The organism is Eubacterium sulci ATCC 35585, assembly GCA_001189495.1.
In the GTDB taxonomy this organism is placed as follows: domain Bacteria; phylum Bacillota; class Clostridia; order Peptostreptococcales; family Anaerovoracaceae; genus Eubacterium_B; species Eubacterium_B sulci.
This window is the reverse complement of sequence record CP012068.1, coordinates 1121798-1148790: the sequence shown is the minus strand read 5'-3', so window position 1 is coordinate 1148790 and position 26993 is coordinate 1121798. Positions and strand designations below refer to the sequence as shown.

The window sequence follows — 26993 nt, the reverse complement described above, 5'->3', positions numbered from 1 at the left end:
ATGAAGAAAAGCAAAATTGCAAAGGTTTTAGCAGTTTCATTATCATTTACAACTGTATTATCTATGTTTCCTGGTTTTGCGTTTGCAAATGGAGACACTAATACAAAGACAATATATGGAACTAAAGCCGTGGTAGAGGATGACGGAACCTACCGAGATTATAATACTCACATCAGGGTCAAAATCGATCAAAATGGCACTATAATATCTGTTGAAGATATAGATACTGCTTCAAACATCGATAGATTTGCGCCTGAGAGCAAAGAGTATTGGCAGAAGTTTGTAAACGGTAAGGGGTTTGATCTTTTCAAGGGAAAGACAAAGGATACTCTTAATGATGTTGACGTAAATGCAATTTCACAGGCGACTACAAGTACAAAGAGTGTGAGAGACACTATAATGTATGCTTTTGAGGTTGATGAAGAGAAGAATGAACTTCTTGCAGAGGTTGATGAGTACGGCCCAGCTAGCAGATATATTGCAAAGGATAGAGATGAAGCTGAGAAACTTATCAAAGAAGTCAAAGAAAAGATTAACTCAGAGGAGCTTGCATCAAATGCAAGAAGACATTTCTTGAATTTCCAAAACAAGATTACAAAGCTAAAAACATCTGACCAGGTTGTAGAGGAAGAAAATAGCAAGGATGCTGGTGAGAGAACTAAGGATGCAATTGAAAACCTTGGAACAATTACTGCAGACAAGAAGGATGCAGTTGAAAGTGCAAGACAGATGTATAATGCACTTGATCGAAAGGGAAAGAAGACTGTAACTGCTGCAGTATACCAGAAGCTAGTTAAGGCTGAAGATGAAATCTTTGATCTTGTATATAAGAACAACCATAAGAAACTTTCAGGATCATATCCTATTGATAACTACGGATATGATGTTAGCCTAACAGTATATCTAAGCGGTGATAAGATTGTAAAGATAGAAGACAATGGAACCGTAAAAAACATTAAAGCTAATGAGAATCTCGCAGCAAGAAACATGTTTTACTGGGAGGATACATTTATTCCAAATGGAGGCCTCTACAACTACATAGGTAAAACAACTTCAAACTATCAGAATGTAGATGCTATATCAAATGCAACATACACAAGTGATGCAGCAAAGGGTGCAATTAGAGAGGCGCTTAAGAAAGCTGATGAAAACAACCTCATTGAGCAGATTAAGACAGATGTAATAAAACTTGAGGAAAAGCTTGATAAAAATTCAGGTAGTGCACTAGATAAATTAGAGAAGGATTTTGAAAGCCTAAGCCCAGAATCAAAAACTAAGCTAAATGATGCTGGATACGGTGCTAGAATAAAGGCTCTAAGAGCAAAATTTGCTGCTTTATCATTACAGCCGGCAGAAGATGAAAAGGATGATCCTGCTGCAAAGCACTATACAAGAGAAGGTTCACTTCTATATCCAAATGGAACATCTTCAATGGTATTTACAAAAGCGTTCAATCCTGAAGTTAAGATTGCTGAAAAGGATGGTAAGACAACATATACAGTTTCCTTTAAGGAAAGTGGCATGATGGGAGTTACCGAAAAGCTTCAGAAGCTTACAGTAGACGGCAAGGTTTACACAGCAAAAGAGGGCAAGGATCCATATGTATCAGTTTTCAAATTTACAAGAGATGCTGTAGATGAAGAAAAAATACCTGTAACAGTTTACTCAAATATGATGAAAACTTCATATGACATGAATATTGTTCTAAAGCCTGGTAAGACAGAGGCTAAGGCACCTGAAACGGAAAAACCAGATCCTGGTAAAGAGAATCCTGGAACAGAAAAGCCAAACCCTGGCAAGAATGATAACGCAGATAGCTCAGTTGCAAGGAAGTACACTAGATTAGCAGATCTTCTATATCCAAACGGTGGAACTTCAATGGTATTCTCAAATGCATTCAATCCTGTAGTAAACTTTGTTGAAAAAGATGGCAAAGCTACATATACTGTTTCCTTCAAGGAAGGCGGTATGATGGGAATGACAGAGAAAATCAATAAGCTGTCAGTTGATGGTAAGACCTATACTGCAACTGAAGGCAAGGAACCATATATTTCAGTATTTGAGTTTACAAGAGATACTGTAAATGAAGACAAGATTCCTGTAAAGGTTTACTCAAGTATGATGGGTAGATTCTATGACATGAAAATAGTTTTCGTAGACGAGAAGACTGAAGTCAAGGACGAGGAGAAGCCAGATCCAGGCAAGGATAATCCTGGTACAGAGAAACCAAATCCAGGCAAGGATAATCCTGGTACAGAAAAACCAGATCCAGGCAAGGATAATCCTGGTACAGAAAAACCAGATCCAGGCAAGGATAATCCTGGCACAGAGAAGCCAGATCCAGGCAAAGATAATCCTAATACAGGAAATCAAAACGCAAAGAAGCACTATACAGTTAAGGGTAGCAAGTTCTTAAAGCCAAACGGATCAGATATGAAGCTCATGACAGAAGCTTTCAATCCTGATGTTAAACTTGTTGAAGAGAATGGCAAGGCAACATACACAATTTCATTTAAGAAGACTGGAATGATGGGAATCACCGCAGAACTTAAGAAAATTAGTGTCGATGGCAAAGAAATTAGTGCAACTAAGGGTGAGGGCGAATATGTTTCAGCTTTCACATTCACAAGAGATAGCCTAAACGAGAAGGAAATCCCAGTAAAGATTTACATAGATGTAATGAATGCTTGGATTGATGGAAAGCTTGTTCTTTCAGATAACAAGGTTGAAGCACAGCCAAAAGATAATGAAAATGGAAACAAGCAGAACCCTGAGAATCCAGCAAATCCTGTAAATCCTTCAAATCCATCTGACAATGGTAGTGCACAGGCAGGTCCTAGCATCAAATCAGGACTAAACCAGACATGGGTTAGAGGAAGCCAGCATGGACTAGTAATCGTATCAGATGCTGATATAAGCACATTTGTAAAGGTACTAGTTGATGGTAAGGAACTTGTAAAGGATAAGGATTACCAGGTTGTTTCAGGAAGTACAAAGGTTACATTACCTCCAACAGCACTAAATAGACTTTCAACTGGATCTCATAATGTAGAAATCGTTTCAACAAATGGAACAGCAGTTGCTAGATTTACAATCGCAAATGGATTTGGTACAGCAGCTCAGCGTCCAAATACAGGCGATACAAACACGGAGATGCCAATTGCTTTAGCAGGACTTTTCGGAAGTGCTTTCATAGCTTTGATGCTTAAGAGGAAATTTGAGAAATAATTTTTCGAAATAGCTATGTTTAACAGACGGCAGGATCGTTGCAAAGGCAATGACCTGCTGTTTGTTATTAAGAATTAAATATGTTTGGAGGAAAGATGTTAAAATCTAAGAATTTAAGACGAACTTGGATATGCCTCGTATCGGTGTTTATGGTGATGGCCTTAAGCCTTTCATTTAGCTTTGCAGAGAGTGCTGGGACCTATACGACAAGCGTTAGCCCGCAGTATAGAAATCCGCTTACAGGCGCAATTGAGGACTCTGGTGGTGAGGAAAAGGAAGCATTAGGACAGGGAATGGCTCAGAGTACTGTCAGCGGTGTTGGGCTTGTAGAGATTGATGCTTCAGGCAATGTATATGCGACATATAGAATAAACAATGCTAGTGCTATGTCTAGCATAAGCTTTAGTACATCTGCAGGTGGTGGATTTTATGGAGTAAGCGCTGTAAATACAAACACAGTCGGAAATTCTGCAGACTATAGAATCAAGGTTCCATATGCAGGAGCACCTGTGAAATGCGCTTTATATGTAGCGCCTATGGGAAGAGAGGTTATTTTCTTTATGACATCTGCTGGTCTTACACCTGGGCAGGGAGATTTTGTTAGTACAATAGATACATCTGTGCAGGCACAGTCATCTCAGGGAAGCGAAAGCGCGAAGGCTGAGGAAGCCAAGAAAACTGATGACAAGAAAACTGAAGAGGCTAAGAAGGCTGAAGATAAGAAAAAAGATAGTACAAAGAAGAATAGCAAGAACGCAAAAGCATCTGATTCTAAAGATAAGAAGGGTTCAAAGGCAAAGGTCTCAAACAAAACTCAAAGTACTCAAAACAAGAGATATGTTGTTTATGGTGCCCTTGTAGTTGTGATTATCCTTGCAGCAGCAGGTACATTTGGATATAAGAAATTCATAAAGAAATAGTGGAGTAGAGTAATGCATAAGAGAATATTTGCTTTAATTTGTACACTAATTATTGCTTTCTCCCTTTGTTCATGCGTTGATCAACACGCGGGGAAAAAGGAAGATAGTGGAGAAAATAAGAAAGTAATAGCTACGTCGCCGGCAACTGTTCAGATATGTAACAAGCTTAATATAAAGCTTATTGCTGTTCCAGAATCGGACTTTACCATGGCAGATGAATACAAGGATCTTCCAAGGATTGGAAGTCCTATGTCACCTGATATCGAGAAGATTAAGTCACTTAATCCAGATTGTGTTCTTTCTCCAGTAAGCCTTAAGAACGAGCTTGAAAAGAAGTATAAAAACGCTGAACTAAAATATGAGTTTATAAATTTAAGCAGTGTAGATGGTATGTTTGAGTCTATCAAAAAACTCGGAGATGAGTTTGGTAGAGAGAAGGAAGCAAAGGCTTTGATAGATGAGCATAAGCAGTACATGAAGAAATTTAATAGCAGTGTAGAGGGTAAGAAACGCCCTAAGGTTCTAGTTTTGATGGGACTACCTGGCTCATATGTTATCGCAACAAACAAAAGCTATGTAGGAAGCCTCGTAGAGCTTGCTGGTGGAGAAAACGTGTATAATGATGATTCTAAGGATTTTCTCACGGTGAATACTGAGGATATGAAGACTAAGAACCCAGATATAATACTTAGGGCTTCTCACGCGATGCCTGATGATGTAAAAAACATGTTTGCAAAGGAATTCGCAGAGAATGATATCTGGAAGCATTTTGATGCTGTGCAAAACGGCAAGGTATATGACCTTGACAATACGCTATTTAATATGAGCGCAAATTTCAACTATAGGGATGCTTTAGAGGAGCTTAAGAAGCTGCTTTATGAGTAGGCGATAGGAAGTAGGAGACCTTATGGTAATTAGCAGAACAAGAAAGCTTTTAGCCTTTGTAATTACAGCACTAGCACTTTTATGCATATTCTACTGGGCTGTAAATACGGGAAGCCTTAGAGTAGGCTTTAGGGCATTAATGCGAGGACTCTTTGTTGCATACAATGAGAATGTAGCAACCATATATGATCTTAGATTTCCAAGGATACTCATTGCAATGGTAGGTGGGGCAGCTGTTGCTGTTTCAGGCGTGATGCTTCAGGCAGTTATGAAAAATCCATTAGCAGATCCAGGAATACTTGGAATTAGTTCAGGTGCAAGCTTTGTTGCTGTGGTAATAACTGCATTCTTTCCACAGCTATACTTCTTTATTCCAGGTCTAGCTTTTTGTGGTGGAGTGTTTGCCTGCATTTTGATATATATGCTATCGTGGGCAGGAAATGACCTTTCGCCTCTAAGACTTATCCTTGTTGGAATAGCTATAAATGCTATGTTTATGGGCATGATAAGTGCAATAAATTCTATGACTGGTGGAAGTTATTCTTCAACAGCTAGCCTTGCTACTGCAAATATAAGCATGAAGACATGGACAGATTTTAGAACGCTAGTAATCTATGCAGTGCCTGGGCTTATCATAGCGCTTATACTTTCAAAGCCGTGCAATCTTCTTGGACTTGATGATAAAACAGTAAGGTCACTAGGTATTAATGTAGGCAGGATGAGAATAGGAATTTCTGCTATAGCAGTTTTGCTTGTTTCAATAAGTACGGCAATCATGGGGCCTATTAGCTTTTTGGGATTAATAGTTCCTCACATAGCAAGGCTTCTTGTTGGTGGAGATCACAAGGTCTTGATACCGTATAGTGCTATACTAGGTGCATTTTGTCTGCTTCTTGCAGATACGCTCGGAAGGGCTTTGGTACCACCATATGAAATAAGTCCTGGCATAATAATGTCAGTTGTTGGCGGACCATTCTTTATTATCTTACTGAGGAGGACAGGAAAAACATATGGCAGATAATCTATTTGAGATAAAGAACCTGTCTTTCAGCTATGATAAGGACAAGGTTATAGACGATCTATCTTTGACGATTAAGCCGGGTGGAGTAACAACGATAATTGGGGCAAATGGATGTGGAAAGTCAACACTTTTCAATTTGATGACCAAGAATCTTAGATACGATAGCGGTGAAATTAAGTTCCTAGGTGAAGATTTATCAAAGATAAAGCTCAGAGAGCTTGCTAAAAAACTTGCGATAGTGCATCAACAAAATACGATTCCCTTTGATGTAACAGTGGAAAAGCTAGTTGGCTACGGCAGGGTTCCATATGAAAATTTATATATTCCATCAAAGAGGGATGAGGATGAGGACAAAATAAATTGGGCCATGTCTGTTACGGGAGTGTATGACATAAAGGGAGAGTTATTATCTCAGCTTTCTGGAGGACAGAGACAGCGCGCATGGATAGCTATGTCTTTAGCGCAGGATACAGACACCTTACTTCTTGATGAGCCAACAACTTTTCTAGATATAAAGCATCAGATTGAGGTGTTGAAATTGATAGAAAGTCTGAACAAAGAGCACGGTATATCTATAATTATGGTATTACACGACATGAATCAGGCGATGAGATATAGCACGGAGGTAATAGCTTTAAAGGCTGGTAAGTCAATAGCGCAAGGAGCACCGGAAAGCGTTATAAATGAGGCGCTTCTGAAGGAACTATATGGTGTGGAATTAGATATAGTAGAGGTCAAGGGAAAGCCGTTTGTGTATATGGCTTAGTAAAGGAAAAATAGTTTATGATTAATAAGAGACTTGTCAGGCTCTTATCTGATGGGAAGAAATATATATACGGAAATATATTCTTTCAGTGGATAAACCTGATTGCCAATATAGTTGCGATATTTTTAATATCCGGTTTTATCAGCGATACATATTACGGAAATGTTACGGATGTGAAGCTGGTTAGACTAATAGTAATTCTTGCAATTGCTGTACTGACTAGGGTGATTTGTAATGTAGCATCAAGTAAAATGAGCTATCTTTCATCAAAGAAGGTAAAGCAGGTTCTTAGACACAAGATAATGGAGAAAATGCTTACACTTGGAAGCAGCTACAACGAGAAAGTGAGAACATCTGAGGTTGTTCAGGTTTCAGTAGAAGGTGTCGAGCAGATCGAGACTTATTTTGGTCTATATCTGCCACAGCTGTTTTATTCGCTGCTTGCACCGCTCACGCTGTTTGCTGTAATAGTATTTATGAGCTTTACACCTGCGATAGTTCTGCTTCTTTGCGTTCCGCTAATTCCAATTTCAATTGCAGCGGTTCAAACCTTTGCAAAGAAACTTTTAGCAAAGTATTGGGGAAAATATACAGGTCTTGGAGATACATTTTTAGAGAATCTCCAGGGGCTTACTACGCTTAAGATTTATCAAGCCGATGAATACAAAAACAAGAAGATGAACGAGGAGGCTGAGGAATTCAGAAAGATTACAATGAAGGTCCTCACAATGCAGCTTAACTCTATAACTATTATGGATATTGTTGCATATGGCGGAGCAGCACTTGGAATAATACTGACCGTTAAACAGTTTGTCGCAGGAAACATAAGGCTTGATCAGGCTATAGCAATAATACTTCTTTCTGCTGATTTCTTTATTCCTATGAGACAGCTTGGAAGCTTCTTCCACATTGCAATGAACGGTATGGCGGCGATAGATAAGATTTTCAAGATTTTAGACCTAGAAGTTCCAGAGGAAAAAACAATGAGCCTTCCGGGAAAAGGATCAATCAAGGTGGAGAATCTAAGTTTTGCATATGACGAAAGCCACAATGTTCTTAACGATATTTCAATCGAGTTATTAGAGCAAGGGATGGTTTCACTCGTAGGCGCAAGCGGAAGCGGAAAGTCTACTATGGCTTCACTTCTCATGAAGAGGAGCAAGAACTATAGCGGTAAGATATTCGTTGGAGAAGTAGATTTCAATGAGATTTCCGAGAAATCTGTAATGGAAAACATTACATATATTAGCCATAGCAGTTATATATTTAAGGGATCGGTTAGGGATAATCTTTTGATGGCTAAAGCAGATGCCAAGGATAAAGAACTTTGGGATGTGCTTAAAAAGACCAATCTAGCTGATTTCTTTGAGGCTGACAATGGTCTTGATTTTGAAATTGCAGAGGCTGGTGGAAACCTTTCAGGAGGACAGAAGCAGAGACTTGCCCTAGCAAGAGGTCTTCTGCATGACAGCAGGTTCTATATCTTTGATGAATCGACATCGAATATCGATGTGGAAAGTGAAGAAGTTATTCTAGAGCAAATCAAGGAGCTTGCAAAGCACAAAGGCGTTTTGATGATTTCTCATAGGCTTGCAAATGTCGTAAGTTCAGATAAGATATTTGTCTTGGAGAAGGGCCAGCTAAAGGAAGAGGGAACTCACGAAGAGCTCTTAGCTATGCATGGGACATATAGCACTCTGTGGGAAACTCAGCAAAGCTTAGAAAATATGAGAGGGGTGTAGGATATGAAAGTAATGATAAGACTGCTTAAAATGATAAATCCCCTCAAGTATGTGATGCTTTTAGGAATATTCCTAGGAACTCTTGGTCATCTTGCTGCGGCATTTATTACCATCCTTGGAGGATTTGGAATAGTTAGTTTTGTAAATGGTGATATAGATGGTTTGACTTTTATATTCATAATCATGGGTGTTTCAGCGCTCGCTAGAGGTTTTCTCAGATATGGAGAGCAGACATGCAATCACTACATTGCTTTTAAGATACTAGCTATAATTAGAGATAAGGTATTTGTAGCACTTAGAAGACTTTGCCCAGCAAAGCTTGACGGTCACGGAAAAGGAAATCTAATTTCAATTATTACAGCTGATATCGAGCTTCTAGAGGTGTTCTTTGCACATACCATTTCACCAGTTGCGATAGCGACAATTTTTTCGATTATAATGATTGCTTTCATTGGAAGCTACGGATGGATTCTAGGACTATGGGCTGCAGTGGCTTATATATGTGTAGGTCTTGTAATTCCAGTGATTATGTCAAAGCTCAGCGCTGGTATAGGCGATGAGATGAGAGAAAAATCTGGAGATATGAGTAGTAATATGCTTGATAACCTTAGAGGATTAAAGGAAATAATCCAGTTTTCTTACGGTGATGAGCGCATTGAGCAAATGGCTGAGAAATCACTTCAGCTAAGTGAAACAGAGAAAAAGCTCAAAGCAAATCTTGGAGCGAATATAGCTCTCACAAGTGGAGTTATAATGTTCTTTGACTTTGGAATGCTGTTTATTGCAAGCTACCTAAGCAAGGGTACAGGGAACCTCGAAGGAGTTGTAATACCTGTATTTGCCATGTTTTCATCATTTGGACCAGTAATCGCCTTAGCAAACCTAGGAAGCTCTCTAAACAATACTTTAGCTTCAGCAAGAAGAGTGTTTGGTATCTTAGATGAGAAACCTGTGGTAGAGGACATTGCCGGAAATGAAAGTGTTGATTTTACTGGGGCAAGGGTTGAAAATTTGAATTTCTCATACACGGAAAATGATCAGGAGAATATGATTCTTGAAGGCATCAATGTCGAAATCAAGAAGAATGAAATCCTAGGAATCATAGGTAAGAGCGGTAGTGGTAAATCAACATTACTCAAGCTTCTAATGAGATTTTGGAAGGTAGATAGCGGACATATCTATATTTCAGATAGGGATATTGACAAGATTAATACATCAAACTTAAGAGAACTTGAAAGCTTTGTAACTCAGGAAACAGAGCTATTTAGGGATACGATAGAAAACAATATTAAGATTGCAAAGCTTGATGCTACGCGTGAAGAAGTTATCGAAGCCTGCAAGAAGGCATCAGTTCACGACTTTATCATGACTTTACCAAATGGATACGATTCAGAGGTAGGAGAGCTAGGAGAAACACTATCTGGTGGAGAGCGTCAGAGACTAGGTGTGGCAAGAGCATTCCTTCATGATTCACCGCTCATTCTTATGGATGAGCCTACATCAAATCTAGATAGCCTAAACGAAGGTGCCATACTCAAGGTGCTCAAAAATGAGGCGAACGGCAAAAGTGTAGTGCTTGTATCACACAGAGAATCAACGATGAAGATAGCAGATAGAATTTATAAAATTGATAATGGCAGAGTAAGCTAGGAGGATAAAATGACTATAAAAAAGATATTCCTCATTATAGTTGGATGTATTAGCCTTGGAATAGGTGCAATAGGTGCTGTTTTACCGTTTCTACCGACATTTCCATTTTTGATGCTGACAATGGTTTGCTTTACGGCAAGTTCAGAGAGACTAAATAGCTGGTTTAAGTCAACAAAGCTATATAAGAATAATCTAGAGTCATTCGTGGAAAAACGTGGTATGACAAAGGCTACAAAGATAAGAATCATGGTTATTATAACGCTTCTTATGGGCTTTGGCTTTTACATGATGCACGCAGTTCCAGTCGGAAGGATTGTTTTAGCAATAGTATGGCTTGGACATATGCTTTACTTCGCATTTAGGGTTAAGACAATAGAATAGCATTTATATCAAAACAGACGGGCAAGCGCACTTCACTTGCCTGTCTATTTTTTATCTGAGAATTTTCCTTGCCAGGAATCTCTTTCCCTCAATTTTTGATTTATGGTGTTTAGGACAAGTCTTTTGCGATATGCCCATTTTGGCGCTATTAAAGTCTCGGCTTTAGAATCTGCGGAAAGCCTATGCATAACGATCTTATAAGGGATTATTTCTAGCAAGTCGCAAACGAGCTCTGCATATTCGTCCATTGATTCAAATGGAATATAATCAGGGTATTCTTTAGCTAGTTTAGTTCCAGAAATCATATTAAGAAGATGTAGCTTAAGACCCCATGTATTGCTCTTTACTGCGTGTTTTACACTCATTTTCATATCTTGCTTTGATTCACCTGGGAGTCCTAAAATAAGATGAGTAACAGTCCTTATATTAAGTGCATTTAACTTTGAGATCGTATCGTTATAGTCATGCAAGCTGTGGCAGAGATTAAGATTTCTTGCACTATCTTCGTGTATGGTTTGTAGTCCTAGTTCAACCCAGAGAAAATGCTTCTTGTTTATCTCGTCTAAAAGAGCAAGGCAATCATCATCTATGCAGTCGCTCCTCGTTGCAATTGCAAGACCCAATATGCGAGGGTCATCTAAAGCACCATAATAAAGCTCTCGAAGTTTTGACACAGGAGCGTAGGTTCCTGAATAGTTTTGGAAATAGGCTATATACTTTGCGTTTGGCCATTTTTCGGATAGCAAATTTATCTGTTCATCTATGTTTGATGCGTTATCTCCGCTACCACTTGACGAACAAAAAGTACAACCACCAAAGCCCTTGCTTCCGTCTCTATTTGGGCATGTAAAACCGGCGTCAATCGAAAGCTTGACGACTTTTTCTCCAAACTCCTTTTTTAGCGCTTGATTAAGTGTGTTTATTCTCAATAGGCCTTCTGAGAAATTGTCAGAAGAACGTGTAAAATCAACATTATTTGGGGTGTAGCTGTTCATGGTTAATCCTTTTATTTGAGCTATCTATATGCTATAATATACTAATATACATTGACTGAAATGTGAAGACAAATTTATCAGGAAGATTGGCAATGAATAAGAATAAATGCAGGCAGGAAAGTATGGATAACTGCTGTTGTAAGAATGATGAGCTTTGCGGAGAAATAGTCAAGCTCGGCAAAGAAAATATCAAGCCAAAGGTTTTACTACATAGTTGCTGTGGACCTTGCAGTACGGCAGTAATTGAGAGGCTGTTTGGTGACTATAGAATAACAGTTTTTTACTATAATCCATGCATTACAGAAAATGACGAGTATGAGAAGCGTAAGCATGAGCAAATTCGCTTTATAGATGAGTTCAATAAGGATTTAGATGAGGATCAGAGAGTAAGATATATTGAGGGTGCATATAAACCTGAGGAATATCTTGAGCTAGTAACTGGTCTAGAGTCCGAACCAGAAGGCGGAGCAAGATGCACAGTTTGCTTTAGGCAGAGACTTGAGGAGACAGCAAGAATTGCTAAGGAATATGACTTTGATTTCTTTGCTAGCACTTTGACTGTAAGCCCACATAAGAATTATGCTTTGATAGCTGAGATAGGTAGGGATTGCGAGAAGAAGTATGGAGTTTCATTCTTAGATATGGATTTTAAAAAGAAGGCGGGATTTCAGAGAAGTATTCAACTTTCCAAGGAACACCATCTATATAGACAGAACTACTGTGGATGTAAATTTTCTAAGAGATAGACAAACAATTTGAAAGGGTATAGATATATGTCAAAATTGATTAAACCAAAGAACTATGCGCCTACTATTCCGCCAATGGAAACGCAGCGCGCAATAAAGAAGATAAAGGACTATTTTCAGCAGGAACTAGCTTATGGTCTAAACCTAAGAAGAGTTTCAGCACCACTTTTTGTTGCACCAGAAACAGGTCTTAACGATAACTTAAACGGTGTGGAAAGAAGAGTAAGCTTTACCATCCTAGACATGGACGAGAAGACCGTAGAAATCGTACAGTCACTTGCAAAGTGGAAGAGAATGGCTCTAGGTAAATACGGAATTAAGCCAGGTCACGGAATCTATACAGACATGAACGCTATAAGACGTGATGAAGAGCTGGATAATATTCACTCACTTTACGTTGACCAGTGGGACTGGGAGAAGGTTATTACTAAGGAGCAGAGAACCACAGAGTACCTCCATGAGACTGTAACGACCATATATAATGCGGTGAAGAACTTAGGTGACTATGTAAATAGACTTTACAGAGATATACAGACAGAGCTCCCTAATGAGATTTATTTTATAACATCTCAGGAGCTAGAGGATCTATATCCTGATAAGACACCAAAGGAAAGAGAAAACCTGATAACCAAGGCTCATGGAGCAGTTTTTATAGAGAAGATAGGTGGAACTCTTAAATCTGGAGAAAAGCACGATGGAAGATCTCCTGACTACGATGATTGGGAGCTGAACGGAGACATACTTCTCTGGAACGATGTATTAGATATCGCATTTGAGATAACTTCAATGGGAATAAGAGTAGATAGTGATGCTATGGAAAGACAGCTTAAGCTTGCAGGAGCAGAGGACAGAAAGAACCTATCGTTTCAGAGTGCTGTCCTAAATGGTGAATTACCGCTTTCTATAGGCGGAGGAATTGGACAGAGCAGACTCTGCATGTTCTTCCTTCGCAAGGCTCACATTGGAGAGGTTCAGGTAAGCGTTTGGCCAAAGGAAATGGATGAGGAATGTCGTAAGGCAAATATATTCTTGTTGTAATGAAATATGCGAAGCTTGTTATAGAAAATAGGAGCAGACATACCGATAGGCTCTACACATATAGATGCGCTGATGACATTAGGATTGGTCAGGTCGTAAAGGTTCCTTTTAGCAAAGGAGATACCAAGAGGCGAGGCTTTGTCTTTGAAATCATGGATGACTGTGATCTCGATGAGTCTAAGCTTAAGGAGATTAGCGAGACTGAAGATGATATATCTTTGTCTGAAGAGATGATTGAAACTGCTATCTGGATGAGACAGAGATATGGTATCAAATACCTTGATGCAGTGAACTGCTTTATTCCAAGAGGAAAAGCAGCAAAGAAAGGCAAGGAGAAGAATCCACTAAGCGATACAGAGGGCGAGAGACAGGATATAGATAATCTTACTGATGAGCAGAAAGCAGCATGCGAAGAGATAAACGCAGCTATAGATTCAGGATTACAGACGAACTTTCTTCTCAAGGGTGTTACAGGAAGCGGTAAGACTGAGGTTTATATGCAGGCTGCTGCAAGGGCTATATCTAAGGGAAAGACGGTTATAATGCTGTTACCTGAGATAGCTTTGACAAAGCAGATTACCGAAAGGTTCATAGGAAGATTCGGAAAGGAAAGCTGTGCGATACTTCATAGCCACCTCACAGGTAGGGAGCGTTTTGATGAGTGGAGCAGGGTAAGGAGTGGAGAAGCTAAGATTGTAATTGGAGCGAGAATGGCGGTCTTTGCACCACTCGAAAACATTGGGCTTATAATATTAGATGAGGAACACGAGTCGACATATAAGTCTGATATGACGCCTAAGTATGAGACTGTAGATATAGCTTTTAAGCGCCTAATGCACTATAGCGGAGTGCTTTTGCTAGGAAGTGCAACACCTTCAGTGGTATCGTACCAAAGGGCTAAGGAAGGTATATATAAGCTCATTGAGATGAATACGAGATACAATGCAGTTGAACTTCCAGAAATGTCCATAGTCGATATGAGACAGGAGCTGAGAAAAGGAAATCGCAGTATATTCAGTGATAAGCTTTATCAAAGCATGGAGAAACATCTTGAGAGCGGACAGCAGGTAATACTCTTTCTTAACAGGCGTGGATATTCGAGCAGCATAAGCTGTAAAGACTGCGGAAACACTTTGATGTGTCCAGACTGCGGCATAAGTCTAACATATCACAAAAAAGAGAATGCAGCAGTTTGTCACTACTGCGGAAGGCATTTTGATATACCTAAGGAATGTCCAGAGTGCTCGAGTAAGTTTATTAAGTTCATAGGCGTTGGAACTGAGCAAGTCGAGGAATTCGTCAAGAAAGAGTTTAAGGACTACGAGACAGAGCGTTTTGACCTTGATACTGCCAAAAATAGCAGGGAGGTTTCGGCGATACTTAATAGATTTGCGTCGGGAAAGACTAAGATTTTGGTTGGAACCCAGCTTGTTGCAAAGGGACTGGATTTTAGGAATGTAGGGCTTGCATGTGTAGTATCTGCTGATACTACTCTCAATATACCTGACTATAGGTCGGCGGAAAGAACATTTCAGCTGATTACGCAGGTTGCAGGACGTGCGGGCAGAGGATTAAAGAAGGGTGAGGTTATAATTCAAACATATAACCCAGAAAGCCTAGCGATAACTGCAGCATCCAAATATGACTATGAGGGTTTCTTTGCTGAAGAGATAGGCTTTAGAAAGTTAATGAAGTATCCTCCTTTCAGCGACCTTATACAGGTACAGTTTATAGGGGAAAATGAGTCAGAAGCCGAAAAGCTTGCTCTAGAATGCAAGGATTATCTTAGCAAGAAGGAAATAGACAAAAGTGAAAATGAGATATTTGGGCCTAAGGGAAGCCACCAAATATCAAAGGAGAAGGATGTATTTAGATACTCAATCCTAATTAAGGCTTCTAAGGGCAGTAGAAATAAGTATATATATTATATAAGCAAATATGGAGAATATGTTACATCTAAGACCAAGCTAAGCTTTGTAATAGATGTTAATCCGTACAGTGGATTTTAGGAGGAAAGATGGCACTGAGAAAGGTTGTTGTTAGAGGCGACGAGATTTTATCAAAGAGATGTAGAGAAGTCAGCGAAATTACAGATAGAATAAGAGAAACACTTGATGATATGGTCGACACAATGAGAGAGGAGCTAGGTGTTGGTCTTGCTGCACCTCAGGTAGGCGTCATGAGAAGAATGTTTGTAGCTGAGCCTGAGCCAGGTAGAGTTTATTATATGATTAATCCTGAGATTTATTTTGAAGAGGGAAGTGAAGAGGAATATGAGGGATGTCTTTCGGTCCCAGGCCTTATAGGAATAGTGGAAAGACCTCAGAAAATCAAGATTAGAGCTCTGGATAGAGATGGAGTTGAGCAAGATTACGAGTTTGAAGGTTTTGATGCTAGAGTTATGTGTCACGAGAACGATCACCTAAACGGCGTTCTATATACAGATAAAGCACATGATATCAGATCTGCAGAACCACAAAGTGACGAGGAATAAGATTTATGAAGATAGTTTTTATGGGTACACCAGAATTTGCAGCACCTTCCTTAAGAGCACTTGCAAAATCAAAGCATGAGGTTTGTCTTGTAATTTCACAGCCAGATAGAGCAGGAAATAGAGGAAAGATGACCATGCCTATAATCAAGGAGATTGCCCTTGCCGAAAATCTTCCGGTAATGCAACCTGAGAGGATTAAGCAAAATGAGAAGCTCATGGATACTCTAAGAGAGATAAATCCAGATATGATTATTGTGGCAGCGTACGGCAAGATACTTCCAAAAGAACTTTTAGATTTACCAAGGTTTGGATGTATTAACGTTCATGCGTCGCTACTCCCTAAATTCAGAGGTGCATCTCCAATTCAACACGCAATTTTGACAGGTGAAACACATGCAGGTGTCACTATAATGAAGATGGCAGAAGGTTTAGATACGGGAGATATGTACTCTCAGGCATCGTTAGAAATTGCAGGATCTGATTATCCAAAGCTTAGTGAAAGACTCGCAGAGCTTGGAGCAAAGCTTCTGCTGGAGACCATGGACGAGATAGAAAGTGGTAAGGCACGTGCAGAGGTTCAGGATGAATCAAAGGTCACACACACCGGAATCATCAAAAAAGATGAAGGCAGGGTAAGCTTCATAGATGAAAGCGCAGATGAGATAGAGAGAAAGCTTAGGGCATTTACACCTTGGCCTGGCATATATTTTGAACTAGGAGAGCTTAAGATTAAAATTAAGGCTGTAGAGGTTTTAGATGATGAGGAGCTAGTTAAGGGTAAATCCCCTGCGGAGGTCATAGCTGCAAATAATGATGGCATAGACGTTATCTGTCGTGAAGGAATTTTAAGAATTAAGGAGCTACAGGCGCCAGGAAAGAAAAGTATGAAATCTGGAGACTATCTCAGAGGAAATAAGTTAGAGATTGGAACCATACTTGGGAGGTAATTTATGTATTGGGACAGCACGATAATAATACTTATACCTGCTATAATATTTTCTATGATAGCATCGGCAGGAGTAAAGAATACATTTGCGAAATTCTCATATATAAGAAACAGTCGAAACATGACAGGTGCAGAGGCTGCACAGAGAATGCTTAGAGCAAATGGACTAACAAATGTTGGAATTAATCATATTCCAGGGAACCTAACTGATAACTTTGATCCTAGAACTAACACGCTAAATCTATCAGATTCAGTATATGATAAGACTACAATCGGTGCGGTTGCAGTTGCCTGTCACGAGGCTGGCCACGCACTTCAGCATGCATACGGATACAAGGCTATAACGGCAAGAAATGCAATAGTTCCAGCTGCGAATTTCGCATCTCACACTTCATGGATTCTGATTATTATAGGTTTATTCCTAGGAGCTCAGGGTGCAGGTAATATGGGCTATATTGGAGATACGATTTTCAACATCGGTGTAGTTGCATTTGTACTTGTACTTGCATTCCACATTATCACGCTTCCAGTTGAGTTCAATGCCAGCTCAAGAGCGCTTGCAAATATTCAAGAGCTAGGGCTTGTAGATGAGAATGAATATCAGGGTGCAAAGAGGGTTCTAAGGGCAGCAGCTATGACATATGTTGCCGCTACTGCTGTTGCAGCAGCAAACCTAATCAGAGTACTCGCTATCAGAGGAAGGCGAAATTGAAGATAGATTTAGATAGGGAAGCAGCATTTAAGGCGCTTTTAGCAATCGAAAGAGATGGTTCTTATTCGAACCTTGAACTTTCTAAAATGCTAGCAAGTGATGAGCTTTCAAACAAGGGCTTCATAAGGGAAATAGTTTATGGAGTGACCGAAAACAAAATATGCCTGGACTATATCCTAGATAAATTCATCAAAAAAGGTGCAGCTAAGACTAAGCTTCAAGCTCTCATAATACTGCGTATGGGTGTTTACCAGATTCTCTTTATGAACTCGGTTCCAAACTACGCAGCAGTGAATGAATCTGTTGCGCTAGCTCGTAGGTTTGCTAGGGGCACGGACGGATTCATCAACGGGGTGCTAAGAAATTTTATTAGAAATATGGACAGTGCATCTGAGATTGATGTAAAGGGACAGCTTGAGTACCTTAGTATTCGATATTCATGCCAGCTAAAGCTTGTAGAGGAACTTGTGAGCATGCTTGGATTTGAACATGCTAAGGTGCTTCTAGAGCACGCAGGTCATAGGCCACCTCTGAGCATCAGGGTAAATGTAGCGAAAATTTCAGTAAAGGAGCTAGCTGATAGGCTTAGAGCAAATGGCTTTGAAATTGAAGGTTCAAAGCTGAGCGACAGGGTCTTGCTAGTGAAGGGCGGAGCCCTTACCGAAGCGATTGAATATAAAGAAGGGCTATTTTCGATTCAGAGCGAGGAGTCGTGTGCCATTGCGGATTTTGCGGACGCAAAATCCACGGAGCTGGTTATCGACCTTTGCGCAGCTCCGGGCGGCAAGGCCGCCGCAATGGCCGAACAAATGCTAAAGCCAAGCACTTCGACGGAGCCTCTGACCGAGACAGAGCCATGCAAGAAGCCAAGCACTTCGACGGAGCCTCTGACCGAGACAGAGCCAGGCATCGCAGGCGGTAAGGTTGTAGCACTTGAACTTTATGAGCATAGGGCGGCTTTGATAGAAGCAACAGCTAGGAGACTTGGACTAGAAAACATAGAGGTTAGATGTCAGAATGCGGTAGAGCAGATAGATGCGCTAGTTGGAAAGGCAGATTTAGTTCTTGCAGATGTTCCTTGTAGCGGGCTTGGAGTCATCAGAAGAAAGCCCGAAATGAAGTATCGAGACGAATTTGATTTTGATGAATTAGTAGAAATTCAGACAGGTATTCTTGAGACAGGTTCAAGCTATCTAAAGCCAGGAGGGAGACTCATATATAGTACATGCACTATAAATCCTAGAGAAAATGAACTTATGGTTAAGGATTTTTTAGAGAGGCATGAGGAGTTTATCTCAGAAAAAGAAGTGAAGTTGTCACCATTTGATAATGGATATGACGGATTTTATATGAACAAATTAAAAAAGATAGAAGGGAGATGCCCTAATGGATGTGGGGTTTAGGACCGATAAAGGTCGACGCAGATTTAATAATGAAGACGCATTCTTTGTAATGAAAAACGACAGGGTCTTTGTTGTGGCAGATGGAGTTGGTGGAAATAACTCAGGAGAAATTGCCAGCAGGACTGCAGCAAATCAGATAGCGAACTTCGTAAAAGAAAATGACATAGAGAGCATGGATCCGGTAGATTTTCTGCTAAAAGCTATAGTTCAGGCTAATAGCAAGGTTTATGACCTATCGCAAAAGTATGCAGAAAACAACGGTATGGCGACAACAACTGTAATCGGTTACCTCAAGGATTCGTGGCTATATATACTAAATGTCGGTGATAGTCGAGCATATATATATGAGCAAGGCTACCTAAGGCAGTTAACAGAAGATCATACATATGTGAATACCTTAGTTAAACTTGGAATAATAACTAGGGAAGAAGCTGAGGTGCATGAAGAGCGTTACAAGATAACAAAGGCTGTCGGCGCAGAAGCCGAAATCGAGCCAGATATATCTCGAATAAAGATAAGCAAGGGAGATAAGATAATCCTTTGCAGTGACGGCCTAAGTGGCGAACTAGGCGATGAGCAGATGGAGGAGATTCTTGCTAGGGGAGAATCCATGACAGAAACTTGCAGACTTCTAGTTGATGCTGCTAATGAACACGGTGGAAATGATAACATAACTGTTATATGCATAGAATTTACGGAGGATGATTTCGATGAGTAAGTTGTTGGCGGGAAGATACGAATTAATTGAAAAAATCGGCGAAGGCGGAATGGCCGTCGTATATAAAGCTAAGGATAGATTGCTAAACAGATACGTAGCTATCAAAATTTTGAGACCGGAATTTACTCAGGATGAGCAGTTCCTAGATAGTTTTAAGCGTGAATCACAGGCGGCAGCTGGCCTTCAGCACCCTAATATCGTTTCAATCTATGATGTAGGTAGAACAGGAAATATTAACTTTATAGTAATGGAACTAGTAGACGGAAGACCACTTTCGGATTTTATAAAGGAAAATGGACACTTAGACTACAAGACGACTATAGATATTGCAAAGCAGGTGGCTTCAGCTCTAGCAATTGCGCATAAGCATCAGATTATACATAGAGATGTAAAGCCACATAACATTATGATTACATCAGATGGTGTAGCAAAGCTGACTGACTTTGGTATAGCAAGAGCGGTTAGCAAAGCAACCATGGTAGCAGATACGAGCAAGATTATCGGTTCAGTTCACTACTTCTCACCTGAACAGGCAAGAGGTGCTTATGTAGATGAGCGTTCAGATATTTATTCGCTCGGTATTGTTATGTTTGAGATGCTTACAGGACGAGTTCCTTTTGATGGAGAAACTCCTGTAGAGGTCGCGCTAAAACACATAAACGAGGATGTACCTTCACCAGCTAAACTAGTTCCAGGAATTCCACCTGCACTAGACAAGGTTGTGCTCAAGGCTACAGATAAGTACCAGACAGAGAGATATAAGTCTGCTGATGAGATGCTCGAAGCGCTAAAGAACGTTGAGTTTGTAACTCAGATGGTAGGCGATAGAGTATTTGCTGGAGAAACAGATAACAAGCCTAGACGAGATGAAAACCTTGTGGCACCTGTTATGAGCAGCAGAAGAGAAGATAGGGAGCAGGAAATGGTTATAGCACCAGCAAATCCAAGAAAACCTAAGGCAAAGTCAGATGACAAAAAGAAGAAAAAGAGAGCAATTATTATAGGCGTTGCAGCTGCTGTTATACTAGCACTCTTTGGAATCCTATATGTTTCTGGCATTATAGGTGGAGGCGGTAAGGAAGTTACAGTTCCTGATGTAAAGGGAATGAGCTATAGCGAAGCAAAGGAAGTTCTTGAGGCAAAGGGGCTTAAGATAGAGAAGGCAGACGAACCAATAGCAAGCCAGAAGATAGAAAAAGGCAAGATTGTTTCACAGACTCCATCAAAGAACTCCAAGGTTAAGAAGGGTAGAACTGTTAGGGTTATCCTAAGTGCAGGCAATACAGAGCTTAAGGTTCCTGATCTAAAGGGACTTTCATATAAGGAAGCAAAGACTTTGCTATCAGAAATGGGACTTCAGATATCAAAGGGTGATGAAGTCGACAGTGATTCAGTAGCAGAAGGTCTAATCGCAAGCCAGTATCCATCAGCTAAAACCAAGGTAGATAAGGGTGATATAATCACGGTTAATATCAGTAAGGGAAAGAAGGATGCTGTAATTCCAAAGCTAGTAGGAACTACATTTACATCAGAAAGCGATGTAAGCGATATACTATCAAAGTATGGCTACAAGCTCGGAAAGGTTAGCTACGAAGAAAGCTACGAGACTCCAGGAACAATTATAAAGCAGTCTCCTGATGCTGGAACAACAGCAGAGAAGAAGACTTCAGTAGATATCGTTATCAGTAAGGCTAAGTCAAAGGCAACTGTTCCAAATCTAAATGGAATGACATATGACCAGGCAGAATCTGCACTGCAGTCTCTAGGTTTTAGTGTCGGAAGAGTAACAGAAGAAGAAAACAATGGATTCACAGCAGGAACTGTATTTAAGCAGTATCCAGCAGCAAACTCAGAATATCAGACAGGTTCAACAGTTGATATCTGGATTGCTAAGTCAGGTGAGTAAAATATGAGAGGACTTGTTGTCAAAGGCATCGGAGGCTTCTACTTTGTGAAGACTGAAGACGGTGTATATAGAGCAAAGGGCAGGGGTCTTTTCAAGAAATCAAAGAACACACTAATGGTAGGCGATGAGGTGGAGCTTAATGTATCAAAGGATGGAGAAAGTGACTCTCTAATAGAGAAAATCTATCCACGAAAAAACTACTTCATCAGACCTGCTATAGCAAATGTGGACCAAATCATCGTGGTGACAGCTCTTTCAGAGCCTGCGCCAAGCTTTGAGATAATCGACAAGATGCTTGTAAATGCTGAGATGAATTCAATAGAACCTATGCTTTGCATAACCAAGCCAGACCTTGATAAAAAGGGGCTACTTGAGCAAATTCTTTCAACCTACAAACCGATATATAGGTGTTTTGTTGTAAACGGAAGAACAGGGGAAGGCGTAGATGATCTTAAGGCTTCTCTAAAAGACAAGAAGACAGCTCTTATGGGTCCATCTGGTGTAGGTAAGTCGACTATTACAAACCTCATTTCGCCTTGCGCTTTGATGGAGACTGGAGATATAAGTGATAAGACTAGGCGAGGCAAGCATACGACTAGGCATATAGAGATTTTTTCATGTCAAGGCGGGTATATATACGATACACCTGGATTTACATCGCTCTACACCGAAGGAGTGGAGGAAGCTAGACTTTCATCATTATTCCCAGAGTTTGTAGATAAAAGCCGTGGATGTAGATTTGATAATTGCAGGCATATAAATGAGCCTGAATGCGAGATAAAGAGCGCTGTCGAAAGTGGAGAAATCGCAAGAACAAGATATAATTCATATCTTAGCATGATAGATGAAATAAAAAGAAATAAGAGATTTTAATTAAGGAGAACGAAATGAAAGAATTGGCACCATCCCTATTATCTGCAGATTTTGCTAGGCTTGGCGAGCAGGCTGAATTGGTTAGCAAGCACGGTGCAGATTACCTTCACATAGATGTAATGGATGGACATTTTGTACCTAATATAAGCTATGGGGCTTCTGTTATGAAATCGCTAAACAATTGCGATACAGTAAAGTATGATGTTCATCTCATGATAGAAAATGCGGATGATTATGTTGCAGATTTCGTTACAGATAAGACTGAATACATAGTTGTTCATCAGGAGGCTTGTGTACATCTTTATAGAAGCCTTCAGAATATCAAGAGTCTTGGAGTTAAGGCCGGAGTAGCGCTTAATCCAGCAACTTCTCTCTGCATGATTGAGGAGGTACTTTCAGATGTGGACCTTGTTCTCATTATGTCAGTAGAGCCGGGCTTCGGTGGGCAGAAATTCATTGAAGCTTCACTTGATAAGATTGAAAGACTAGCTAAAATAAGGGCAGAGAAGGACTTTAACTTCAAAATCGAAGTAGATGGTGGAGTTAGTACGAAAAACGCTAAGAAACTAATTGAGGCTGGTGCAGATATACTCGTTGCAGGATCTGCAGTATTTGGAGCAAAAGATATCCCTGCTAGAATGGATGAATTCAGAAAAGAAATGGAATAGCTAATAGGTATATATGAAGGCAGATTTAGATGGGAGCATTTGAAAAAGTAAATGTGATATATTGTGACTTTCAAAGTCCAATTTCAGATGAAGATATATCAGATCTAATATCTAATAAAGACCTTGAGTGCATTAGACCATGTGGTGGGTATGTCCCAAGTGAAAAGGATCTTTATTTGCTAAATGATTTCTTTAGGAAGCGTCCAGATGTGGCTTTTAGAGTGACCTGTAAAGGGCAACTAAGACATATTCCGTATGTACAAAACATTTCAGAACCTATAGAGGGATGTTTAGGTGAGGAACTAGAAGATTTAAAGTATATAAAATGCCTTAAATCCGTAAGTCTAGTGGAAAAGAATATTAAACCACTGCTGGCACATAAGGATGAACTTATAGGTTTAGGACTTGAAGGAACCATAAACAAGAGTTCACATGAAATATTGCCGAAGCTTGGGAATTTAAAGGCTCTTTATTTGGATTCTACAACGCTCAAAAACTTTACGTATATTTCTGAGCTCCCCATAGAAAAGCTTAGTCTATATGGACGTCAGCCATCTGACGCTTTAGAGCTAGAAAAACTAAGTGAACTAAGAGAAATTAATATCAAGAATAATTCTAACTGGATTGATTTTAGTTTTCTGTCAAAGTTAGATAAGCTGGAGCGAATAAAGCTTAGCTACTGTGCAAAAATCGAATTTGTTCCATCACTGGATGAGCTTGTAAGGCTAAAATATATAGAGCTAAGCAACTGCAATAGATTGAAAGATGTGAAGGCATTATGGAAGCTGGGAAAAGGGTGTAGTGTACTTGCAACGGGCAAACAGCTATCAAAAGAGAGATTAGCATATCAATTTGATAAAGATACAGGTATTTCCGATTGGTGCAAGGAGTATTCCGTAAATATTCCAGATGATATATTAAACCGATAAAATATATAGACGAAAAAAGAGAATGCTTTTGAAGTGCATTCTCTTTTGCTTTTGTTTGATTTATGGTGAGCTTGGTGTAGTTGGTGAAGAAGGTGTACTTGTACTAGAATCCTTCTTTTGCTCTACCAAGGTTTCCTCTGGCGAAATAGGGTATTTCTCCGGATTGCTGTTATGTATGTTACAGTAATATTCTGGGATCTGATCCTCAGAAAATGCATCATATGTCTTTGTTTTTTTGTGCTTACAGTCAGGAGTTGCTAGATATCCAGATTCTTCACAAATCTCTACCTCTCGACTCTTTAAATCGCTTACACTCTTTGCACCGCTCTGAGTTCCATTAATGTAGTATTCACCGTTATATGAGATAACATTTGCAGGTCTTGCAGCTCTCGAACCGTCATAAACCTTATTGATGTTTCTCATGATATTACCCCACATATATGTGGCGATGATACTGTGATCAGAAAGTGATATGCCGTAGTCACTACCTATCCAAAGTGAAGCAGAGTAGGTAGGTGTAAACCCATTGAACCAGTCATCAAATGCATCATCTGTTGTACCAGTTTTTCCTCCGACAAATACCCCAGATATCTGTGCGTAGTTTGCTGCTGCGCTGTTTACAACGCTGCTGAGCATGTCTGCCATAATCCAAGCAACACCTTCATCTAGGACCTTATGTTCCTTAGGTTTATTCTCTAAGATTACATTTCCTTGCTTGTCTACAACCTTTGTAAATGATGATGTATCATATCTAACACCATTGTTAGGGAAGGTGCTGAATGCACTTGCCATCTCAAGCGTTGTTGTTCCCTTAGTCATACCGCCTAGAGCTAGAGCTGAAGCGTTGAGATCGTTTGCATCTCCTTCTTCAACCAAGGTTGTAATTCCAAACTTTTTCAGCATTTCTACTGAGTAGTCCTTGCCAACCTGGAGCCATATCTTAACTGCACATGTATTAAGTGAGTTGACCATGGCAGATCTCATAGTCTGGGTACCAGAGTATGTTCTAGAGAAGTTGAGCGGCCATACCTGACCATTTATAGTTGTCTTCTCGTCGATTACAATTGAGCCTGCCGTTAGGTAGTCTCCGTAAAGTTTAGTTCCTTGTTTATCGATTCCAAAATCTGTGAACTTATGCTTTCGTCCAGTTGCATATTCCTCAGCACTTTGCTGAAGAGCAGGGGCATAAACACCCAAAGGCTTTATTGATGAACCTGGCTGACGAGGGGCATCAGATGCACGGTTTAGAATCTGTCTTCCAGTAGTATTTCTTCCACCGACCATTGCTTTGATATGACCAGTCTTGTTTTCGACTATTGTCATTGCAGCCTGTGGCTGTATTGTCTTTGGTCTGAGAGAATAGGATGATGGAGGAATAGTTACACTACCATCATCATTAACTGTCATGAAATTCTTGTATTCATTCGACTTAAAGAATTTAGCTGAGATAATCAGGTTGTTATCCTTATCTACCGACTTGTATTCAGAAGGGATATTTATATATCCACCCTGAATGGAGTAGAGGGCTCCTGATTCATCAGTCGTATACATATTCTTAAACTCAAGGCTATAATCGGTTTTGCCATTTACCTTAGTTGTATAGATGTTCAAATCATTACCATAGTAGATAATCATCGAACCATCCTTTTGCATTTTGGCATTTCCGGTTGGAAGGATAAAGTTACCGTTTTCGTCAAAGTAGTTATCGTATGCAAACAGAACAACCTGGCCGTTTCTTCCAACTATATTTCCGTAGCGATCATAGTTAGGGGAGATATTAGGATAGTTATTGCTATTTGCAAACTGTTCTAGAACTGTCTTCTGAGCTTGAGAATCCATTGTTGAGTATATCTTAAGACCGCCATTATATACCGCATTCCAAGCTGTGCTATAATCCCAGTTCTTCTCTTTCTTGAGCTTAGTGATTACTTCGTCAATAACATAATCAGAGAAGTAGGCTGATTTACTATCAAACTTGTTGTAATCAGGCTTTAGCATATCCTTTAGTGGTGTGTTGATAGCTTCTTTGTACTCCTTCTCGGTGATGTATCCTTGCTCCTTCATAAGCTTTAGACATATCTCTCTACGAGGCTTACTTATATCGTTATAGATATATACACCATCTGGTGTCTCAGCTAATAATACACCTTTGTATTCTGCTGCTGTTCCGCCCTCAATGAACTGAACAAGCTCGTACTTACTAGGTGACTGAGGCAGTGCAGCAAGTGCAGCTGATTCAGCTACTGTAAGTTCACTAACATCCTTAGAAAAGTAAGCTTTAGAAGCAGTCTGAACACCATAAGAGCTATATCCTAGATAAATGTAGTTTAGGTAAGCCTCTAAAATCTCATCCTTAGATAGGTATTTCTCAAGTTTAGTTGCATAGTATGCCTCAAGTACCTTTCGGCTTATTGTTCTGTCAAATTGCTGATCTGGAAGGTACATGTTACGAGCTAATTGTTGCGTAATAGTGCTTGTTCCGCTTATCTTTCCGCCTGAGAAGATGGAGTCTTTGACAGCACCAAACATTCTTATAACATTAAAGCCATGGTGCTTACGGAAGGATTTATCTTCCAAAGCGATAAATGCATTGGTTAGATGTTTAGGCATCTTCTTGATGCTGACAGTCTCTCTGTTGCTACTTGCAAAGACTGTATCAAGCTCCTTGCCTTGGTCGTCGTATATTGTTGTACTTTCGGAGAGCAGAGAGTTAATCTTGGATGGATCAATCTTAGGTGCCTTAGAAATTATAGAATATACATATCCAAACACTGCGAGTGCTGATATTACAAATATAATAAGAAGAGCAATCAAAACAATCTTAAGTCTAGGATGTTTGCTTTTCTTAGTCGCACTTCTACGTCGCTTTGCAACTACTGCAGTATCGTTCTTTACATTTGCTTGCATTTTGCAGAAATTCCTTTCTATTAAATACATAAAGATTAAACCTAATTATACCATATCAATACTTT

Annotated in this window: 21 protein-coding genes and 1 pseudogene; 20 read left to right on the top strand and 2 right to left on the bottom strand. The window is 39.8% G+C overall.

What is annotated here, in order from left to right:
- The 8 genes from ADJ67_05265 to ADJ67_05230 all read left to right on the top strand — a co-directional run bounded on the left by ADJ67_05265 (position 1) and on the right by ADJ67_05230 (position 10593).
- Positions 1 to 3228, top strand: coding sequence for a hypothetical protein (locus tag ADJ67_05265; protein AKT47110.1), 3228 nt, complete (start codon positions 1 to 3; stop codon positions 3226 to 3228).
- 95 nt (positions 3229 to 3323) lie between these two features.
- Entirely contained in the window at positions 3324 to 4148 is an 825-nt protein-coding gene (locus ADJ67_05260; protein ID AKT47109.1) for a hypothetical protein, read from the top strand.
- 12 nt (positions 4149 to 4160) lie between these two features.
- A complete protein-coding gene (locus tag ADJ67_05255) occupies positions 4161 to 5033 on the top strand; it encodes an ABC transporter substrate-binding protein (GenBank protein ID AKT47108.1) in 873 nt (290 codons plus the stop codon).
- Between the two features lie 22 nt (positions 5034 to 5055).
- Positions 5056 to 6054 (top strand): ABC transporter permease, encoded by a 999-nt coding sequence (locus ADJ67_05250; protein AKT47107.1) that lies wholly within the window; start codon positions 5056 to 5058, stop codon positions 6052 to 6054.
- Positions 6044 to 6820 (top strand): iron ABC transporter ATP-binding protein, encoded by a 777-nt coding sequence (locus ADJ67_05245; GenBank protein ID AKT47106.1) that lies wholly within the window; start codon positions 6044 to 6046, stop codon positions 6818 to 6820. Before ADJ67_05250 ends, ADJ67_05245 begins: the two co-directional genes overlap by 11 nt.
- Before the next feature lie 17 nt (positions 6821 to 6837).
- Entirely contained in the window at positions 6838 to 8562 is a 1725-nt protein-coding gene (locus ADJ67_05240; protein ID AKT47105.1) for a cysteine ABC transporter ATP-binding protein, read from the top strand.
- 12 nt (positions 8563 to 8574) lie between these two features.
- The gene (locus ADJ67_05235) at positions 8575 to 10212 is read left to right on the top strand and encodes an ABC transporter ATP-binding protein (GenBank protein AKT47686.1); all 1638 of its coding nucleotides are present in this window, start codon (positions 8575 to 8577) and stop codon (positions 10210 to 10212) included.
- Positions 10213 to 10221: 9 nt separating this feature from the next.
- A complete protein-coding gene (locus tag ADJ67_05230) occupies positions 10222 to 10593 on the top strand; it encodes a membrane protein (GenBank protein AKT47104.1) in 372 nt (123 codons plus the stop codon).
- A gap of 44 nt (positions 10594 to 10637) precedes the next feature.
- Here ADJ67_05230 and ADJ67_05225 read toward each other — a convergent pair whose 3' ends face one another.
- Positions 10638 to 11588, bottom strand: coding sequence for a hypothetical protein (locus ADJ67_05225; GenBank protein ID AKT47103.1), 951 nt, complete (start codon positions 11586 to 11588; stop codon positions 10638 to 10640).
- Between the two features lie 122 nt (positions 11589 to 11710).
- Between ADJ67_05225 and ADJ67_05220 the strand changes: the two genes are divergently transcribed.
- From ADJ67_05220 to ADJ67_05165, 12 genes and pseudogenes are all read left to right on the top strand, one after another.
- Entirely contained in the window at positions 11711 to 12334 is a 624-nt protein-coding gene (locus ADJ67_05220; GenBank protein AKT47685.1) for a recombinase, read from the top strand.
- Between the two features lie 27 nt (positions 12335 to 12361).
- Positions 12362 to 13372 carry an asparagine synthase gene (locus ADJ67_05215; GenBank protein ID AKT47102.1) on the top strand — a complete coding sequence of 337 codons (1011 nt, stop codon included), beginning with the start codon at positions 12362 to 12364 and terminating at the stop codon, positions 13370 to 13372.
- The gene (locus ADJ67_05210) at positions 13372 to 15381 is read left to right on the top strand and encodes a hypothetical protein (GenBank protein AKT47101.1); all 2010 of its coding nucleotides are present in this window, start codon (positions 13372 to 13374) and stop codon (positions 15379 to 15381) included. Before ADJ67_05215 ends, ADJ67_05210 begins: the two co-directional genes overlap by 1 nt.
- Positions 15382 to 15389: 8 nt before the next feature.
- Complete coding sequence (locus ADJ67_05205) at positions 15390 to 15866, top strand: peptide deformylase (GenBank protein AKT47100.1); 477 nt, start codon at positions 15390 to 15392, stop codon at positions 15864 to 15866.
- Positions 15867 to 15871: 5 nt separating this feature from the next.
- On the top strand, positions 15872 to 16813 hold the full coding sequence (locus tag ADJ67_05200; protein ID AKT47099.1) for a hypothetical protein: 942 nt from the start codon (positions 15872 to 15874) through the stop codon (positions 16811 to 16813).
- Positions 16814 to 16816: 3 nt separating this feature from the next.
- Positions 16817 to 17524, top strand: coding sequence for a peptidase (locus ADJ67_05195; protein ID AKT47098.1), 708 nt, complete (start codon positions 16817 to 16819; stop codon positions 17522 to 17524).
- Positions 17521 to 18927 carry a hypothetical protein gene (locus tag ADJ67_05190; GenBank protein ID AKT47097.1) on the top strand — a complete coding sequence of 469 codons (1407 nt, stop codon included), beginning with the start codon at positions 17521 to 17523 and terminating at the stop codon, positions 18925 to 18927. Before ADJ67_05195 ends, ADJ67_05190 begins: the two co-directional genes overlap by 4 nt.
- A complete protein-coding gene (locus ADJ67_05185) occupies positions 18911 to 19645 on the top strand; it encodes a hypothetical protein (protein ID AKT47096.1) in 735 nt (244 codons plus the stop codon). Before ADJ67_05190 ends, ADJ67_05185 begins: the two co-directional genes overlap by 17 nt.
- Positions 19629 to 21335: pseudogene (locus ADJ67_05180) on the top strand (hypothetical protein). The gene ADJ67_05185 and the pseudogene ADJ67_05180 overlap by 17 nt, the downstream one beginning before the upstream one ends.
- Positions 21336 to 21554: 219 nt before the next feature.
- Positions 21555 to 22424 carry a hypothetical protein gene (locus tag ADJ67_05175; GenBank protein AKT47095.1) on the top strand — a complete coding sequence of 290 codons (870 nt, stop codon included), beginning with the start codon at positions 21555 to 21557 and terminating at the stop codon, positions 22422 to 22424.
- 14 nt (positions 22425 to 22438) lie between these two features.
- On the top strand, positions 22439 to 23092 hold the full coding sequence (locus ADJ67_05170) for a ribulose-phosphate 3-epimerase (protein ID AKT47094.1): 654 nt from the start codon (positions 22439 to 22441) through the stop codon (positions 23090 to 23092).
- A gap of 29 nt (positions 23093 to 23121) precedes the next feature.
- Positions 23122 to 24021, top strand: a complete 900-nt coding sequence (locus ADJ67_05165; protein ID AKT47093.1) for a hypothetical protein — start codon at positions 23122 to 23124, stop codon at positions 24019 to 24021.
- A 60-nt stretch (positions 24022 to 24081) separates the two neighbouring features.
- On the opposite strand, the gene ADJ67_05160 is transcribed toward ADJ67_05165, so the two are convergent.
- Positions 24082 to 26928 carry a hypothetical protein gene (locus ADJ67_05160; protein ID AKT47092.1) on the bottom strand — a complete coding sequence of 949 codons (2847 nt, stop codon included), beginning with the start codon at positions 26926 to 26928 and terminating at the stop codon, positions 24082 to 24084.
- Positions 26929 to 26993: the final 65 nt, after the last annotated feature.